General features: G+C 39.5%; 19 protein-coding genes and 1 tRNA gene. 1 reads left to right on the top strand and 19 read right to left on the bottom strand.

The annotated features are described in order from the left end of the window. Positions 1-40: 40 nt before the first annotated feature. The 13 genes from ED312_RS06850 to ED312_RS06795 form a co-directional block, all read right to left on the bottom strand. On the bottom strand, positions 41-418 hold the full coding sequence (locus tag ED312_RS06850) for a VOC family protein (RefSeq protein ID WP_123215261.1): 378 nt from the start codon (positions 416-418) through the stop codon (positions 41-43). Positions 419-477: 59 nt separating this feature from the next. After that, positions 478-948: a nuclear transport factor 2 family protein gene (locus ED312_RS06845; RefSeq protein WP_206363216.1), complete on the bottom strand. Its 471-nt coding sequence runs from the start codon at positions 946-948 to the stop codon at positions 478-480. An 86-nt stretch (positions 949-1,034) separates the two neighbouring features. Then, entirely contained in the window at positions 1,035-1,916 is an 882-nt protein-coding gene (locus ED312_RS06840; protein ID WP_123215260.1) for a helix-turn-helix domain-containing protein, read from the bottom strand. A gap of 22 nt (positions 1,917-1,938) precedes the next feature. Then, positions 1,939-2,961 (bottom strand): saccharopine dehydrogenase family protein, encoded by a 1,023-nt coding sequence (locus tag ED312_RS06835; RefSeq protein WP_206363215.1) that lies wholly within the window; start codon positions 2,959-2,961, stop codon positions 1,939-1,941. 316 nt (positions 2,962-3,277) lie between these two features. Beyond that, positions 3,278-3,856: a TetR/AcrR family transcriptional regulator gene (locus tag ED312_RS06830; protein WP_123215259.1), complete on the bottom strand. Its 579-nt coding sequence runs from the start codon at positions 3,854-3,856 to the stop codon at positions 3,278-3,280. A gap of 82 nt (positions 3,857-3,938) precedes the next feature. Continuing rightward, a complete protein-coding gene (locus ED312_RS06825) occupies positions 3,939-4,421 on the bottom strand; it encodes a hypothetical protein (RefSeq protein WP_148044230.1) in 483 nt (160 codons plus the stop codon). Positions 4,422-4,503: 82 nt separating this feature from the next. Further along, positions 4,504-4,827, bottom strand: coding sequence for a nucleoside triphosphate pyrophosphohydrolase family protein (locus tag ED312_RS06820; RefSeq protein ID WP_123215269.1), 324 nt, complete (start codon positions 4,825-4,827; stop codon positions 4,504-4,506). 75 nt (positions 4,828-4,902) lie between these two features. Next, complete coding sequence (locus tag ED312_RS06815; protein WP_240643046.1) at positions 4,903-5,238, bottom strand: nuclear transport factor 2 family protein; 336 nt, start codon at positions 5,236-5,238, stop codon at positions 4,903-4,905. Between the two features lie 11 nt (positions 5,239-5,249). After that, positions 5,250-5,795, bottom strand: coding sequence for a DNA-3-methyladenine glycosylase I (locus ED312_RS06810; protein ID WP_123215257.1), 546 nt, complete (start codon positions 5,793-5,795; stop codon positions 5,250-5,252). A gap of 31 nt (positions 5,796-5,826) precedes the next feature. Continuing rightward, positions 5,827-6,735, bottom strand: a complete 909-nt coding sequence (locus tag ED312_RS06805) for a helix-turn-helix domain-containing protein (protein WP_123215256.1) — start codon at positions 6,733-6,735, stop codon at positions 5,827-5,829. Between the two features lie 48 nt (positions 6,736-6,783). Continuing rightward, positions 6,784-7,272 (bottom strand): SDR family NAD(P)-dependent oxidoreductase, encoded by a 489-nt coding sequence (locus ED312_RS24420; protein ID WP_317125663.1) that lies wholly within the window; start codon positions 7,270-7,272, stop codon positions 6,784-6,786. Positions 7,273-7,274: 2 nt separating this feature from the next. Then, positions 7,275-7,592, bottom strand: a complete 318-nt coding sequence (locus tag ED312_RS24415; RefSeq protein ID WP_317125662.1) for an SDR family NAD(P)-dependent oxidoreductase — start codon at positions 7,590-7,592, stop codon at positions 7,275-7,277. Beyond that, the gene (locus tag ED312_RS06795) at positions 7,592-8,398 is read right to left on the bottom strand and encodes an SDR family oxidoreductase (RefSeq protein ID WP_123215255.1); all 807 of its coding nucleotides are present in this window, start codon (positions 8,396-8,398) and stop codon (positions 7,592-7,594) included. Before ED312_RS06795 ends, ED312_RS24415 begins: the two co-directional genes overlap by 1 nt. Before the next feature lie 148 nt (positions 8,399-8,546). Here ED312_RS06795 and ED312_RS06790 point away from each other — a divergent pair. Further along, positions 8,547-8,628: transfer RNA gene (locus tag ED312_RS06790), tRNA-OTHER, on the top strand. Positions 8,629-8,873: 245 nt separating this feature from the next. Here the strand turns inward: ED312_RS06790 and ED312_RS06785 are convergent. From ED312_RS06785 to ED312_RS06760, 6 genes are read right to left on the bottom strand one after another with little or no spacing between them, the layout of a single operon-like run. Next, positions 8,874-9,680, bottom strand: coding sequence for a DNA adenine methylase (locus tag ED312_RS06785; protein ID WP_123215254.1), 807 nt, complete (start codon positions 9,678-9,680; stop codon positions 8,874-8,876). Positions 9,681-9,718: 38 nt separating this feature from the next. After that, positions 9,719-10,516, bottom strand: a complete 798-nt coding sequence (locus tag ED312_RS06780) for a DUF4138 domain-containing protein (RefSeq protein WP_123215253.1) — start codon at positions 10,514-10,516, stop codon at positions 9,719-9,721. Beyond that, positions 10,513-11,451 (bottom strand): conjugative transposon protein TraM, encoded by a 939-nt coding sequence (gene traM / locus ED312_RS06775; RefSeq protein ID WP_123215267.1) that lies wholly within the window; start codon positions 11,449-11,451, stop codon positions 10,513-10,515. Before traM ends, ED312_RS06780 begins: the two co-directional genes overlap by 4 nt. 22 nt (positions 11,452-11,473) lie before the next feature. After that, on the bottom strand, positions 11,474-12,094 hold the full coding sequence (locus tag ED312_RS06770) for a conjugal transfer protein TraK (RefSeq protein ID WP_123215266.1): 621 nt from the start codon (positions 12,092-12,094) through the stop codon (positions 11,474-11,476). Positions 12,095-12,126: 32 nt separating this feature from the next. After that, complete coding sequence (locus tag ED312_RS06765) at positions 12,127-12,951, bottom strand: hypothetical protein (protein ID WP_123215252.1); 825 nt, start codon at positions 12,949-12,951, stop codon at positions 12,127-12,129. After that, the gene (locus ED312_RS06760) at positions 12,951-13,538 is read right to left on the bottom strand and encodes a conjugal transfer protein (RefSeq protein WP_206363214.1); all 588 of its coding nucleotides are present in this window, start codon (positions 13,536-13,538) and stop codon (positions 12,951-12,953) included. Before ED312_RS06760 ends, ED312_RS06765 begins: the two co-directional genes overlap by 1 nt. Position 13,539 lies beyond the last annotated feature (1 nt).

Raw genomic sequence — 13,539 nt, 5'->3', positions numbered from 1 at the left:
TAATTATTAATTATTAATTATTAATGTGAGAACTTAATTTTTATGGTGTGTGTGCAACTTCCAACACCTGCCCATCAGGGTCATAAAAGTCAACGGTATAGTAAGCTGCAGAATAATGCATAAAGAGCGGCCCACGGATTATTGTGGCTTTAATAGTCTCCAATGCCTCATATACCTTATTTACCTGCTCCTTTTCTGTTGCCTGAAAGCACAGGTGCCTTACTCCAAGAGATTTTGTCTTGTTAATGCCTTTCATTTCTATAAAGTAGATTACTATATTTCCATCTGAAAAAGAAACATTACTAATCTGTTCCCAGCCAATAAGAGGCAGAAAGCTGCTATAGAATTTGACGGATTTAGGTATATCTGATACCCAAAATTCAATGTGGTTTATGCCCGGCTTTAATTTATTTTTCATATTTTATGTAACAAATGTTCCAGAATTTAATAATTTTAGGTTGAGTCATAATTTAAGTTTTAGATACCTGAGAGAACGTCAGGATCTCCAGTACGCCAAACATTGTCGATTATGACGTGCTGAATGACCCACAATTCATTCTGTCTCACCATTTCTATTTCGTAACGGTTTTTCATTAGATAGTGGCGTGAGTGATCGCTAGATGGTACATGTTGTGCTTCTACCAGTGCGTCTAGTGTCGCCTTGTTTCCATTAATAATTACACGCGGATTGCTCACGGAATGTGTAGTGTCAAGGTTGGTTAGGGATCCGCTTAAGGCAGAGATAATAGTTTCGCGACCTTCCAGTACAGGGTATTCAAAACCTGCTTTTTTTCCAGCTGGGCGAAAATCGGATATGGCATCTGCTGCAAAAGCTGATGTAAGTAGATTTTTGTCACGTTGGTCAATGCCTGCAGCAAATCGGTAAAGGGCATCAATTACAGCAAGTTTATCTGCGGTTTCATTAATAGTTTTCATTTGATTTTCCATTAGAAATAAGTTTTAAAATTTACTATACAAATTTCCGAATTAACGATCTGTGGAAACGGTCATATTCAATCAGAAATAAGGCAAAATCAAACAACAAGATTCTTTCTGAAGACACTTGGGGTAAAGCTTACATTTTTTTTAAAAAATTTGATAAAATGGGAAAGGTCTTCAAAACGAAGGGACCAGGCTATTTCCATAATACTCCATTCTGTATCCTGAAGGAGAATTTTTGCTTCCTTAGCCATTCTGTAAGCAATGAGTTGTGTTGTGGTTTTATCTGTAACCTGTTTTAAAGAGCGGTTAAGGTGATTTACATGCACAGACAATTCATCAGCAAATTCTTGAGGATTCCTCAAAATCATTCTGTAAGATTGGTCGGAGATAGGGAATTGCCCTTCGAGTAATTCATTAAAATAGCCCGTAATACGGGTGGCACTATTGGATTCCCGAATTTTAAGGTGTGGGACCGGACGGAGTTTTAGCGCATCTAATACCAGTTGAAGAATCTTGGTTCTTAACATATCATACTTATAGCTGAAGTCCAGTGTCATTTCTTGTTCCATTTCCTGAAAAATCTGGGTAAAATACTTCATTTGGGATGCGGTAATCTCCATCAATGGAGCTGTTTCCGGGTTGAAGAGGGGATAATTATTAATATTTGCAAACTGGTCAAAAAACTCATCCGTAAAAACACATAAATAACCCGGATATTGATTGCCGATCTGTTCAAAGCGGTAGACCATATTTGGACGGGAAAAAAGAATAGCATACTCTTTAAACTCAATCATTTTATCACCATAATACACCTTATTATGTCCGTGGTGTATACTGATTTTGTATATCCCCTTTCTATTATAAGGCTTACAGGCAAAACCTTGTGCAGCGGCAGGGACTTGTACTACATTAAATTCAATGCTTGGTTGACTTTCTCCAGCTTTCGAATAAATAACGTGGCTTTTATTATGCATAGAAATTAATTTATTAAAGCATTTATTCTGAAATTTTAGAGTCAATTAAATAGGTGTCAGGGATATCTTTTATAATTTCTTCTCCGTATGCAGATCCGGGCGATTGATAGCCTATTTTAAAATCATTATTTAAAATACGATTTGCCACTGCCATTACCGAAAGTGGAGTAAGGTCATAGCCCGAAGGTGCATCAATCCAGGCTTTTAACACTTTACCATCCTTACCGGTAATCTCTCCGGAAATGGCATTTCGACCTTTAGCACGTTCGTCAGCTGTAGGACCTTCTGGCAATTTTTCAAGATTTAAATCCGATAACTCTGTAGCTGGAAGTTTTAAAGAGAAGTACTCTTGAATATTAGGAATTCCCGTGGATTTATAGCTAAGGATAATTCCTCCTAAAGGAGTAGGCAAACATTCTACGTCTTCTTCTCCAAAAGAAAAAACTTTTGGTAGAGGGTTTTCGCTTTTAGTAATAAGTCCATCTTTCCGAACCAATACTCCCAGGTCTGCAATGTTTTTGCTGCTGAGTACTGAACCTTTGGAGAAACCACCATAGTGACGGAAGCCCATTTTTAATTGCTTTGGTTCCTCTACTGATTTGGATAAATGAACCACCAAAGCATCATAGCTCACAAAAAGTCCTGCTCCCGATATTAACTGAATACCCGCTGTCTTAGCTTCTTCATCCAAAGATTCAGCCAATTGGTAGGTTTCCAGTTCTGCACTAATATCGATGTAATGTACACCTGCTTTCAAACAGGCATCCATGGCTTGTTTGGCAGTAAAACGAAAAGGACCTGCTGCATTAAGTAACACTTGCTTATCTTTTAGAGCATTTACCCATGCATCACCATCATCTACGGTAAATACGTGATAGGGAACATTTAATTCCTCTGCAAGCTCTTTAATTTTAATGGGTTCCCTACCAGCAATTTCAAAGTCAAGGGATAATTCTTTAGCCCTAGCAGCAATAATTTTTCCCGTATATCCTGCAGCTCCATAAAGCAGCATTGTTTTCTTAACTTTCATATTTTTCTTTAACATTTGTTTTAAATTTAAATTTGATTATACTTTTGTTAAGGCTTCACCTTCAACTATCATTTTTCTTATCAATGTGTCTGACACTATTCATTGCCAGAAAGTATGTTATGTGGTTTGTTTTTTCCGTTCGTTCAAACGGTAAATTGACAAACCTCCAAGTATTTGAAAAGATCCTGTAATAGACAGTTTATCTAGTAGTTACTTCCCTATTCCTTTAATGCCATCGGTCATAAATACTAATTTATCTCTTAGTTTTTTGTTGTCTTTATATCATTACTATTCTGTAACATATGTTTCAAAATAATATCAAAAAAAATCATTATTTACTGATTTGTGCTAATAAAAAATCTGCCATTTTCTTGATACGTGCTTTGTCCTGATGAATAATAAAAGATTCATGCCAGCCCGAAAAATGGTTCATAATATAATCGGTCAGCATTTCTGCGTCTTGACTTACCGTGATTTCCTTTTTTTCAATCGCTTTATTTACCAAATCGATCAGTAGGTTATATGTAAACTTATTGTCAGCTTTGATGACCTTCTGTACTTTTTCATCACTTGCGGCAATTTCAAAAGTTGTCTTGATGGCTAAACAGCTATTAGGTTCATTCGTGATGGCATATACCGACGATTGAATGAACTTTTCTAAGGCTTTGAGCGGAGATTTAATACGTCCCAATTGCTTTGTGGCAGCTGCCATCCTGGATTCCGTATAATGCTTAATACAACGAATGAACAGCTCGTGCTTGTCACCGATGCTATTATACAAACTGCTACTATTGATGCCCATGGCTTCCGTTAAATCACGCATTTTAGTACCATTGTATCCCTTTTTCCAAAACACATCCATTGCTCTGGAAATCGCTAATTCTTCATCGAACTCTACATTTCTGGCCATTATATTGAATTGAGAATAAACGTTTTAGTGAAAATAAAAAGTACCGCAAATCATTCACTCTGGTTGTAGCCATTTGCCACTATTATTTTATTTTTACTTTTATTGTATTTGATTCAGGTAAACCATTATAGGTTTCGTCAAACTGGATGGTGTAAACACCTTTTTCCTTGAGTTTATACCCATCAAGTAAATTCACTTTCCCAACAACTGTTTCACCTGTTTCAAGGGTTATATAATCCTTTTCGGTTGGTGAAACCCGTTTTACCATAATTCCTTTATATTCTAGGACTCCGTTGTTGTCCGTTACCTCTAAACAACCTCCTGTAAACTTGTTTTCTATGGGTGTTCCCCAAGGTAAAAAGGTATACGGTTTGTTGCCCGTATTTTTAACTTCCAAAGAAAGTTCAATAGGTTCCCCTATTTTGTAAACGCTTTTGTTGGTTGAAATTGTTGTTTGAACCGAACTGATATGTGTTGTGCCTTTTGATTCTGAACCATTGTTTTTTTTGAGGGTATTACACGAATAAATTATAAGTACAGCCAGGATTGTTATAATTCTTGTCATTTTGCTCTTTTTGTTTATAATATCGCTCTTAGGGTTCCTGGTGACTAAATCAATATCCTTAAGATTCAAATCACCTCTGATTTTATTTTGAAAACAATTTTTCGGTTTTATCCAAAAACTTACCCGTAGCCTCTTCTATATCCATACCTGCGCGGTCTGCCAAAATAGTGAGCCACCAAATACATTCTCCCAATTTATGCTCCAGTTCTTCTTGAGAATTTGTTTTAGGCCAACGTTCTTGATGTGACATCACGTTTCTCCCAACCAAACCGGCATCGGTCAAAAATGCCAGAGCATCTTCTTCTACCGTCCATTCAGTTTGATGGTATTCCTTTTCCAATTTATGATAGGTGGCCCTGATGGATTGTGAACGTTTTTTCAGCTCGACAAAATCTAAATTTTTCATCTTTTTCATTTTTATTGATAGTGCAAAGGTATAATTTTAAAACAACTGTTTCAAAATAAAAGATAAAAACATGGCTTAAATTAAATCTGCCCTTGCTTCACTGATTTTATCTTCTTTAAACGCAAAATCAAAAATGCCCTTTATTTTTCCTTCTGGGAAATTCCCGGTAAATTCGACCTCAAGATGGGCTTTATCACCTTTGACAGTCAAGTCGGTTAATCGGGTTTTTGTATTATAACCTATAAAATAGCTTTCAAAGTAATTCTTAATTCCTTGGTGTCCCATAAATTTTCTTCCTACAGAAGGGTCGTCCAATACGGCATTCTTATGGTACATCCCAAGGTATTGTTCAGTATCGAAATCATTACTGACCTTTAGCCAATTTGCTATAAACTTTTCTATATCCATCATACTATTTGTTTTTATTGATTCCACATTGGTTTCTCTTTAAGAATTTGTGTGTAAATTTTACAATCTTTGGAGTGTGCCCCCGGTAGGAATCCTATACTCATCAAAAATTCATTGACAATTTCACCACCGGTAAACTTGAAAGTCTTTTTGAAGAGCTTCATCCATTCCTGCAAAGTTTTCGGGTGGTGGTGTTCAAGCCATTTTTGGAATGAACCATATTCTTTTTGGATTGCCATAATAGCTTGAGCATTGACAATTGCGGCATTTACTTTTAGTTTGTTTCTTATAATCCCTGCATCAGCAAGTAATCGCTCCCGGTCTTTTTCGGTGTATGTAGCAACTTTCTCAATGGAAAAATCATCGTATGATTTGCGGAAGTTTTCTTCCTTTTTTAAGATGATTTCCCAACTTAGCCCAGCCTGGTTGATTTCCATCAATAATCTTCCGAATAGCTCATTATCATCGTGTATGGGAAAACCATAGTGCTTGTCGTGGTACTTTTTATGCAAGCTTTTTCTAGGCTCTGGCATTGTTTCTATTACATAGCAATAACTCATATTTCAATGTTCTTTATGTGTATGATATATTTTAATTCAGGGAGTTCCTGTACCGCAAGGGAGTCTGTTGCGTTTTCTGCTTGAACAATTTATTGAAGGATTGTGGACGTTCAAAACCCAATTGATACGCGATTTCCGCCACGGATAAGTCGGTTGCCATTAACAGGTATTTTGCCTTTTCCAGTAGTTTTTGTTGAATATGGGACTGTGTACTTTGACCAGTATGTGCACGGAGCATATCACCTAGGTATCGCGGCGATACTTTTAAATGTGCAGCCAAATCGTTAACAGTTGGTATACCGTTTTTCAGTGTTTTATCCGTATGGAAATATTGATCCAGATAATGCTCCATCTGTGACACCAAATCATTATTGACCGTTTTACGGGTAATGAACTGACGATTGTAGAAACGGTTGCTGTAATGCAGTAACTGTTCTATCTGGGAAACCATAATATCCTGGCTGAAATTATCGATAGAGGATTGTAATTCTTTTTCAATGGTATTGAAAATACGCACCATCATTTCTCTTTCTTTATCTGATAAATAAAGAGCTTCGGTTAACCCATAAGAGAAAAAACCATAATCTTTGATCGAATTTGCCAAAGCATATCCACGAATAAAATCCGGGTGAAACAACAGGGTTATCCCGGTGTAATCCGCTTCTTCTTCCAGTACTTTTACCAGTTGTCCCGGAGCGTGAAAAGAGAGGTTCCCTTCGTCAAAATCATAATATCCCTGTCCGTATTTGATCTTTCCTTTAAAATTCCTTTTAAAGGAAACTTTATAAAAATTGAGTACCATTCCTTTGGAGAGTTCGGTGACATCTGCCTGTATGGTTCCGTAATCCACAAGACTGATCAATGGGTGTATAGGCTTGGGTAATCCCATGGCTTTGTGCAGTGCTGAAATGGAATTAAATAGAATTGGTTTCATTATCATTGGTTTTTGTGTTGCCTTTATCCATTGAATTTTAGTCGTACCAAAAAATCACTCACTTACAAACATTGCTTTAATGTTTTGATACTGTTTTTCAGTCCCCAGGTTTAAACGATCATCATACAGTGCGATACAATCCTTTCCGGCTATATACCGCAATTGGTCTTTATCATCCGTAGCGGCTTCATAAACCACCCGGGCAATATCGATAGCCGGGGTATAACGCTCCAACTGCTCCGGACTATACCCGGCGCTTACTTTTGCCATTAATATCTCGTAAGCCGGGTGAACTCCCGTATCCATAGAACGGGTAGCAAAATCCGTTTTTATCCCCCCGGGAGCTATGATCCTGACATTTATTCCGAAATCTGCCAGCTCGTAGGCTAGACTTTCCGAAAATCCGTCGACAGCAAATTTGGTGGCAGAATACACCGAACAGGTTGGAAAACCAACAAGACCGAAACTGGAGCTTATATTGATAAAGGTACCTGATCTTCTGGTTCTAAAGTAAGGAATAAATGCTTTTGTTACGCCTATCACGCCTAAAAGGTTGGTTTGTACTTTTGTTTTGATATCTGTTCGTCAGTCAGCGCTTCCAACGGACCTATAAGGCCGTACCCGGCATTGTTCATTACAAGGTCGATTTCATAATCGTTAGTAATATTTGCTACCACAGATTTAATTTCCCGCAGATCGGTCACGTCCATTTTAAAAACGGAAACATTTTCCAGCAGTGTAAGTTCCTGTTCTTTTTCGGGATTTCGCATTGTAGCGATAACCTGCCAGCCCTTTTCCAGGAATAGTTTTGCCGTGGTTTTCCCTAATCCTGATGATGCCCCGGTAATAAAGATCGTTTTCATTATTGATACAATTTACTGATTTGTTCAAATTGATGTTGTTGTCCTAATTTTTGACGATCGTCAGCAATCTTTTGCGCATCCGGTCCGGCCACATATCTTAACTGTGCCTTATTATCTGTAGCTGCTTCCAATACCACTTTGGCTACATCTTCAGGAGAAGAGAAATGCACCTCGGTACTTCCATCTTCAAAGCCAGCAATCATCTTATTCCACAGTGGATTATACGCCTCATTTTCAACATATACTAAAGAACGTCCTGCATAATCCGTAGCCATCCCACCTGGGGCAATTGTCTTTGATTGGATGCCGAATGGTCGTAATTCATAATTTATGGCCTCGCTCCACCCTTCCAAAGCAAATTTGGTCGCACTATAAACAGAAGCTAAAGGATTTGCTGCAATTCCCACAGCAGATGTAGTAGTTAAAAGAAGTCCTTGCTTTCTTTTTTCTCTGAAATAGGTTATAAATGGTTGTGCGATTCTTAATACTCCTATGAGGTTGGTCTCAATCTGTCGTTGGATGTCTTCCTGTGTGTAAGCTTCAAATCCGCCCACCAATCCGTAACCGGCATTGTTAAAAACAACATCGATTTCAAATTGATTTAGTATTTCTTTAATTGTACTGGTCACCTGTGTAGCATTGGTAACATCTAATGAATACAGGAATACATTAGGGAGTGTATTCAATTCTGATTCCTTCTTAGGATTACGCATTGTGGCAATAACCTGCCATCCGCTTTCCTGAAATAATTTTGCTGTTGCTTTCCCTAACCCTGAAGATGCCCCTGTAATAAAAATAGTTTTCATTGTGATAAGTTTTAAAATTCTATACCACAAAGATCTGGCTAACCTTCTGTCAAAATGTTTCTGAGTTGGTAGTTGTTGTTTCCTGATTGACGTAATTTCAATAAACTTGGGATTAAACCAAATAAAAGTTCTTAAAATATTGTTCAAAGCGGGCGTGGTGGAATTAGTAGACACGGGAGACTTAGGGCCTGATGCCGCGAGGTTTGGGAGTTCGAGTCTCCCCGCCCGCACAAAAGCCGTAGAGAAATTTTCGGTTTTTTTGTTAAAATCAGGCCTGTTTTTCTTCTAAATTTTGGGCAGGTACAACATTTCTCGATTTTTACAGCTATAGTAGGACTTGGTATTACCAGGTGGCATTTGAGTTCATAATAAATTATTCAGTTTATGACGAGATGGAAAATTCTTTTTTTCCCTAAAATGAAGAAGTACCCTTACCAACTATTTAATTGTTTGACAGACCTACTTTAGTCAATATTCAATAATTATATATCAACAGCTCAACCTTATTTATTTTTAAAATCTTAGCTGGATTATTGGCGGAAGGTACCTTTTCAAAAGCTTTCTTCTGCCAACCGTATTCATTGATGTATTGATTCAGAGTTTCGCTTGGGTAAGCACTTAATAAGAATTTTCCTTTCATGGCTGCGAGAGCTTCGAGGTCTTGTGTATAATGTTCTAATGTATAGCCACCATAATGGCCCTGGTCACTATTTACATATGGAGGATCCGCATATACAAATGTATCCGGAGTATCTCTGCTTTTAATGACATTTTTTGCTTTGTTCTGCTCGATTTGGGTGTATTTTAATCGTTCACTCAGAATCTCCTGAAATTGATCTATTTTTTGTTGAATAGTATATGCCATTTTACCTCGGTTATATCCCCATGCTCCTATCTTATGGGCAAAGCCCTGATTGGTCAGGACATAAAATGCCCAGGCGCGAATGACCGGATCATCTGCAAACAACCAAGGGCAATCATAGATTATTAATGCCTTTTTGTAGATTTCTCTGCTATGCAGGGTAGACTCTACTCGTTTACGTAACTCAAAATAGGAATGTTTTAGAACTTCATAAAAATTAATAATGTTCATGTTTGTATCATTGATGATCTCAATTGAACTGGGTTCCTTTGCCCAATACACTGCTCCACCTCCAAAAAAGGGCTCCACATAAATTCTATGCTTAGGAATTAATGGGAGGATATGTTTAAGTATATTTTGTTTTCCACCATAATAAGCAATTGGCGTTTTAATTTTTTTTTTGTTATCACTCTTACTCATCAGTTTATCAGTGTTTTAATTTTAAAATAAGTAAAAGGCTAACGATAATGTGCCAAAACCTTCCGGCTTCCTTTCAACTCACTCAACTCCAATTGAAGTTTCTCTTTATCCCCTAACACAAATTTGGGCAGTACATACACAAACCGGTACGATTGACTATTCCACACTTTGGTAGGCATTTTATATTTATAGAGAGGTTCTATCAATAGTTTCTGATAGGAAGCCTTCCGTTTCTTATTGCCACTAACCCTGTAAACATCCAGGAAGTCAATTTCAAAGGCTATTCCGGATTGGTTGGTAATCTCCATTACCAAATAGGTTTCCGAACCGTTGTAGGCCATTTTTTGCAATTGTAGCTTTATGCCTTTCTTACGCTTGGTCGCCAATTTTTTGCCACGGAACCCCAACAGGTGTTCGCTCAAACGTTTAAGATAGGCTGTTCGTTTGGCTATACTATCCAGTATTATTTTCGTTGGTTCCGACACTACATTTACCGGCATTTCATTGCCGATGCTTTCCTCTTCCGGAACAAAATAATTAAGTTTTGGAAGTACCCTGGCGTATTTTAGGATATAGGAATATACCTGGCCATCATCGGTCACTACCAAAAGGTTACTTTCTTCTCCGGGCTGTGCCTGTAACAACCCGAAATATTGCTCCTTTTCCCGGTTATAGGTAAACACGAAATGGGAAGCTCCCGTAATTCCCTGTTGTATGGCACTGGGAAAAAACAGGGCAACGTTTTTCTTCTCGTTTGCGTAAAGAGTGTCTATGGCCTGCTGTGCTTGTAACGAACCACAAAGGAGTATGCTTATGAATAGAATTGTAAATCTCATTGCTTAGGTTTTAGTATTAATTGATAATCATCCATCACGGTCACTTTTACCTTACGGTTGTCCCTTCGGAAAAGCTGCTTGATGCCGCTGACCTGTGGCACCCCGGCCACATTGATATCGTCCACGACATCGCCGATTACCTGTTGCCTGACATCCGCCTGGAAACTGTTCTCAATATAGATGCCCTGGCTACCGTCTTCCAGGTCATAAGCCCAAAGGGTTATTGGGTTGTGATCAATGTGCTCAATGCTGAGCATCGTCCGGTTGGGCTTAAAGCTGACAAAGCCGTATATAGGCGTGTTCCTTGGAAAATGCCGGCCACATATGGTTGCCGCTTTTACCAAACGCATCCGTAAGCGATAGTTTTCCCTGATGGTCTGGGTACCGTCTACCCTGACATAGATCCGGGCATCGGTATTCCGGAGGTTTACCTTGGGATTGTCCTTCGGATTTGAAGCAAAAAATAACTGGTGTTCCAGCCCCAGTTCCTTAGCGGCGATGGCAATTTCTTTTTCTTCTTCTCTGGAAACCGTGTCTTTTTCTATGGGTTTGGGGGATGGGGTAACCGTACTTTCAGTTTGCCGATACGACTTTTCGGTATAATTGATACGTCCCTGGGAATAGATGCTATCAATGATTTGCATTTTTTTCTTATCCAACAGGTCGGGATCATAGGTTCCGGTAGAATCCAGTAAACGTTCATCATAAACACTGGGGGCATTGATCTGGCGTTCTTCCTTTAAATCCTCCAGGGCTTCCATTTTGGTTTTATATACTTTTTGTCCACTTTCCTCCAATTGGGGAACGGGTGTCTGGTTGTTCTTTAGGGTGGGTTCTTCATCTTCACCCAGAGCAACGAAGGCATAAGCCCCGATAAACAGGACGATACAGAGGATGACCAGGGCAAAGACGATTTTATTTTTCTCTATTTTCATGGGTATAGTTTTTTCATTGCCATTAGGGGCTTTCATAGTTCTCAATTTTTCTAAGCGTGTTTTCATAAAAGCCGGTAACCAAAAAGCCGTGGGTATTGTGCGGAAAGTTCCGGTCCACATGGATCAGGTTCCCGGAGGTCTTCAGTTGGTAAGTATCGGTGACCGAACCGCGGTTGATCTTAAAAATGACGGTGGTGCTAAAGGGATAGGGCTCCTTTTCCAGATCCACCCTGGAATCGATCTGTAGCACCTCCTGTACCAGGGAATATTGTAACAGGCGGTTATAGACACCTTCCGCCTGTTTTTGTCGGTAGAGGTCGGCCACGGAACTGTTCCCCAGCCACAAAGCTTTCTCCAGGTTACTTTTGTAATTGTTGGCATTGATGTTATAGAAGTACCGGTGGAACAATTTCAGGTGTGCCAGGGCTTCAACCTGTATGTTCTCCCTTTGGGAGACCAGTAGGAGCGGAATAACACTGCCGTCGCCATTGACCACAAAGGCATTGTTTTGAGATTCCCGGTGTAGTCTGACGACCATAAACACCGAAACGGTACAGGTCAATACCGCGCCAATGACCACGGAAAGAACTATAAAGCGGTTTGTCCTCAGCACATCGTAAATATTCTTATAGGGTATCTTCATTTTTTTCATCATTCTTTGGTATTAAATCTATTTTATGTGGCAAACAGTTTGAACACGAAGGAGGTCGCCCTGCGATAGAGCTTGAACTTTAACAGGACAATAAATCCAATGGAGGCACATTCGACCAATGGCGCAAAGAATTCATTCCCCCAATCGGTGCCGAGCAGGTCGCCCCAAAAGTTGGTGTTGATTTCCGTGTAAAGGTTATTGATAAAGACATTGACCAGGAAAAAAGCCGGAACGAGCATATATACCCCTGCGTACAGTTTGAAGAAGTTATAGGCCAGTTCCCGAAACTTTTCAAAAACGGCCAGGCTGATGACCAACGGAAAAAAGGCCTGCATGATCCCCAACAGGAAAAAGCGTTCCGCCAAAAAGAGCGGGTAAATAAACAGATCGAGGAGCCATAAAATGACCCCGACCATAAAGGCCAGCATTTTTAATCCGTACAATGGGGTGACCAAAGCTTCATATAATATCGCCATTGCTTTTTTGGCGGCCTCCAGGGCACCCACATCCTGTTCCAGGTCAACATCCTGTAACTGCAACGGGAGGAGTGCCGGGGCCGTGTCCCGGTATTGGGCCTCGATAGCGACCAAAATGCTGTCAAAAACGCCCAATACCTGAGTAGAAAAGATGACCAGAAGGACTATGGCAAAATTCTTAAAGAGTTCCGTAGGGTTCAATCCCCAGGTATGCCCATCGGTAGTGGCAATACCTTCATTGTATTTTTTTAGGATGTTAATGAGGAAAAATAGCACGGCCAGAGCCTTCATCCCGGTAATGGTATACTGGGAAAAGTCACTGTTCTTGATGGTCTGGAAGACCGTGTCCACATATTCCAATCCTATACTCATCAGAACCCTGTTTCACGGTTATTGATCCTGTCCTGCATTTTCCGGAACGAAATGATCTCTTTGTACCGCCGGGTCTTGGACTCCACTTCGGCCACCATTTCATTGGATTGGGTCTCATAGTCCTTCAATACCGTTGCCCTTTCGGCATCGCTCATTTTCAGGTAGTCACTGGTGAGGATCTTGTTGACATAATCCACACTTTCCATCGAGCGTTCGACAATCTCGTTAAAGGATTTGGTCACCCGGTTGATTTCCTCGGGCTTGATATACGGGGAGTTCAGGATGTCCTGTAAATCTCCTTGGACCATATTGAATAGCCGTTGGTTGTTCTGTATCAACTGTCCCACGGCATCTAGCTGTTGGATGACATTGCTCACCTGCTCGATACGTTCTTTTTGTTTTTTAAGGAAATCCACGGTCTTTAACAGGTTTGATGTTTGCTTGGCGGATTCAATCAGGGATTTGGCCAGGCTGATAAAATTGGTATTGTCATAGACCGGCATCCCCTGGGCCACAATGTGGCCAGATGATAAAAAGGCAAAAGCCAGTGCCAATACAAGTGTTTTGGGTTTGATTGTATTTTTCATA

Origin of the sequence: Sinomicrobium pectinilyticum, from assembly GCF_003725735.1 — a bacterium.
Taxonomy (GTDB): Bacteria; Bacteroidota; Bacteroidia; order Flavobacteriales; family Flavobacteriaceae; genus Sinomicrobium; species Sinomicrobium pectinilyticum.
Note: the sequence above shows the minus strand (reverse complement) of the source record. Positions and strands in the feature narration are given on the sequence as shown.

What these genes read in the sequence shown, in the direction of transcription:
- ED312_RS06785 (WP_123215254.1), bottom strand. Translation starts at nt 9,680, where the DNA reads ATGAGTAAGAGTGATAACAAAAAAAAAATTAAAACGCCAATTGCTTAT.
- ED312_RS06815 (WP_240643046.1), bottom strand. Translation starts at nt 5,238, where the DNA reads ATGATGGATATAGAAAAGTTTATAGCAAATTGGCTAAAGGTCAGTAAT.
- ED312_RS06780 (WP_123215253.1), bottom strand. Translation starts at nt 10,516, where the DNA reads ATGAGATTTACAATTCTATTCATAAGCATACTCCTTTGTGGTTCGTTA.
- ED312_RS06825 (WP_148044230.1), bottom strand. Translation starts at nt 4,421, where the DNA reads ATGACAAGAATTATAACAATCCTGGCTGTACTTATAATTTATTCGTGT.
- traM (WP_123215267.1), bottom strand. Translation starts at nt 11,451, where the DNA reads ATGAAAATAGAGAAAAATAAAATCGTCTTTGCCCTGGTCATCCTCTGT.
- ED312_RS06795 (WP_123215255.1), bottom strand. Translation starts at nt 8,398, where the DNA reads ATGAAAACTATTTTTATTACAGGGGCATCTTCAGGGTTAGGGAAAGCA.
- ED312_RS06820 (WP_123215269.1), bottom strand. Translation starts at nt 4,827, where the DNA reads ATGAAAAATTTAGATTTTGTCGAGCTGAAAAAACGTTCACAATCCATC.
- ED312_RS06805 (WP_123215256.1), bottom strand. Translation starts at nt 6,735, where the DNA reads ATGATAATGAAACCAATTCTATTTAATTCCATTTCAGCACTGCACAAA.
- ED312_RS06810 (WP_123215257.1), bottom strand. Translation starts at nt 5,795, where the DNA reads ATGAGTTATTGCTATGTAATAGAAACAATGCCAGAGCCTAGAAAAAGC.
- ED312_RS06830 (WP_123215259.1), bottom strand. Translation starts at nt 3,856, where the DNA reads ATGGCCAGAAATGTAGAGTTCGATGAAGAATTAGCGATTTCCAGAGCA.
- ED312_RS06845 (WP_206363216.1), bottom strand. Translation starts at nt 948, where the DNA reads ATGGAAAATCAAATGAAAACTATTAATGAAACCGCAGATAAACTTGCT.
- ED312_RS06770 (WP_123215266.1), bottom strand. Translation starts at nt 12,094, where the DNA reads ATGAAGATACCCTATAAGAATATTTACGATGTGCTGAGGACAAACCGC.
- ED312_RS06760 (WP_206363214.1), bottom strand. Translation starts at nt 13,538, where the DNA reads ATGAAAAATACAATCAAACCCAAAACACTTGTATTGGCACTGGCTTTT.
- ED312_RS06765 (WP_123215252.1), bottom strand. Translation starts at nt 12,951, where the DNA reads ATGAGTATAGGATTGGAATATGTGGACACGGTCTTCCAGACCATCAAG.
- ED312_RS06850 (WP_123215261.1), bottom strand. Translation starts at nt 418, where the DNA reads ATGAAAAATAAATTAAAGCCGGGCATAAACCACATTGAATTTTGGGTA.
- ED312_RS06835 (WP_206363215.1), bottom strand. Translation starts at nt 2,961, where the DNA reads ATGTTAAAGAAAAATATGAAAGTTAAGAAAACAATGCTGCTTTATGGA.
- ED312_RS24415 (WP_317125662.1), bottom strand. Translation starts at nt 7,592, where the DNA reads ATGAAAACGATCTTTATTACCGGGGCATCATCAGGATTAGGGAAAACC.
- ED312_RS06840 (WP_123215260.1), bottom strand. Translation starts at nt 1,916, where the DNA reads ATGCATAATAAAAGCCACGTTATTTATTCGAAAGCTGGAGAAAGTCAA.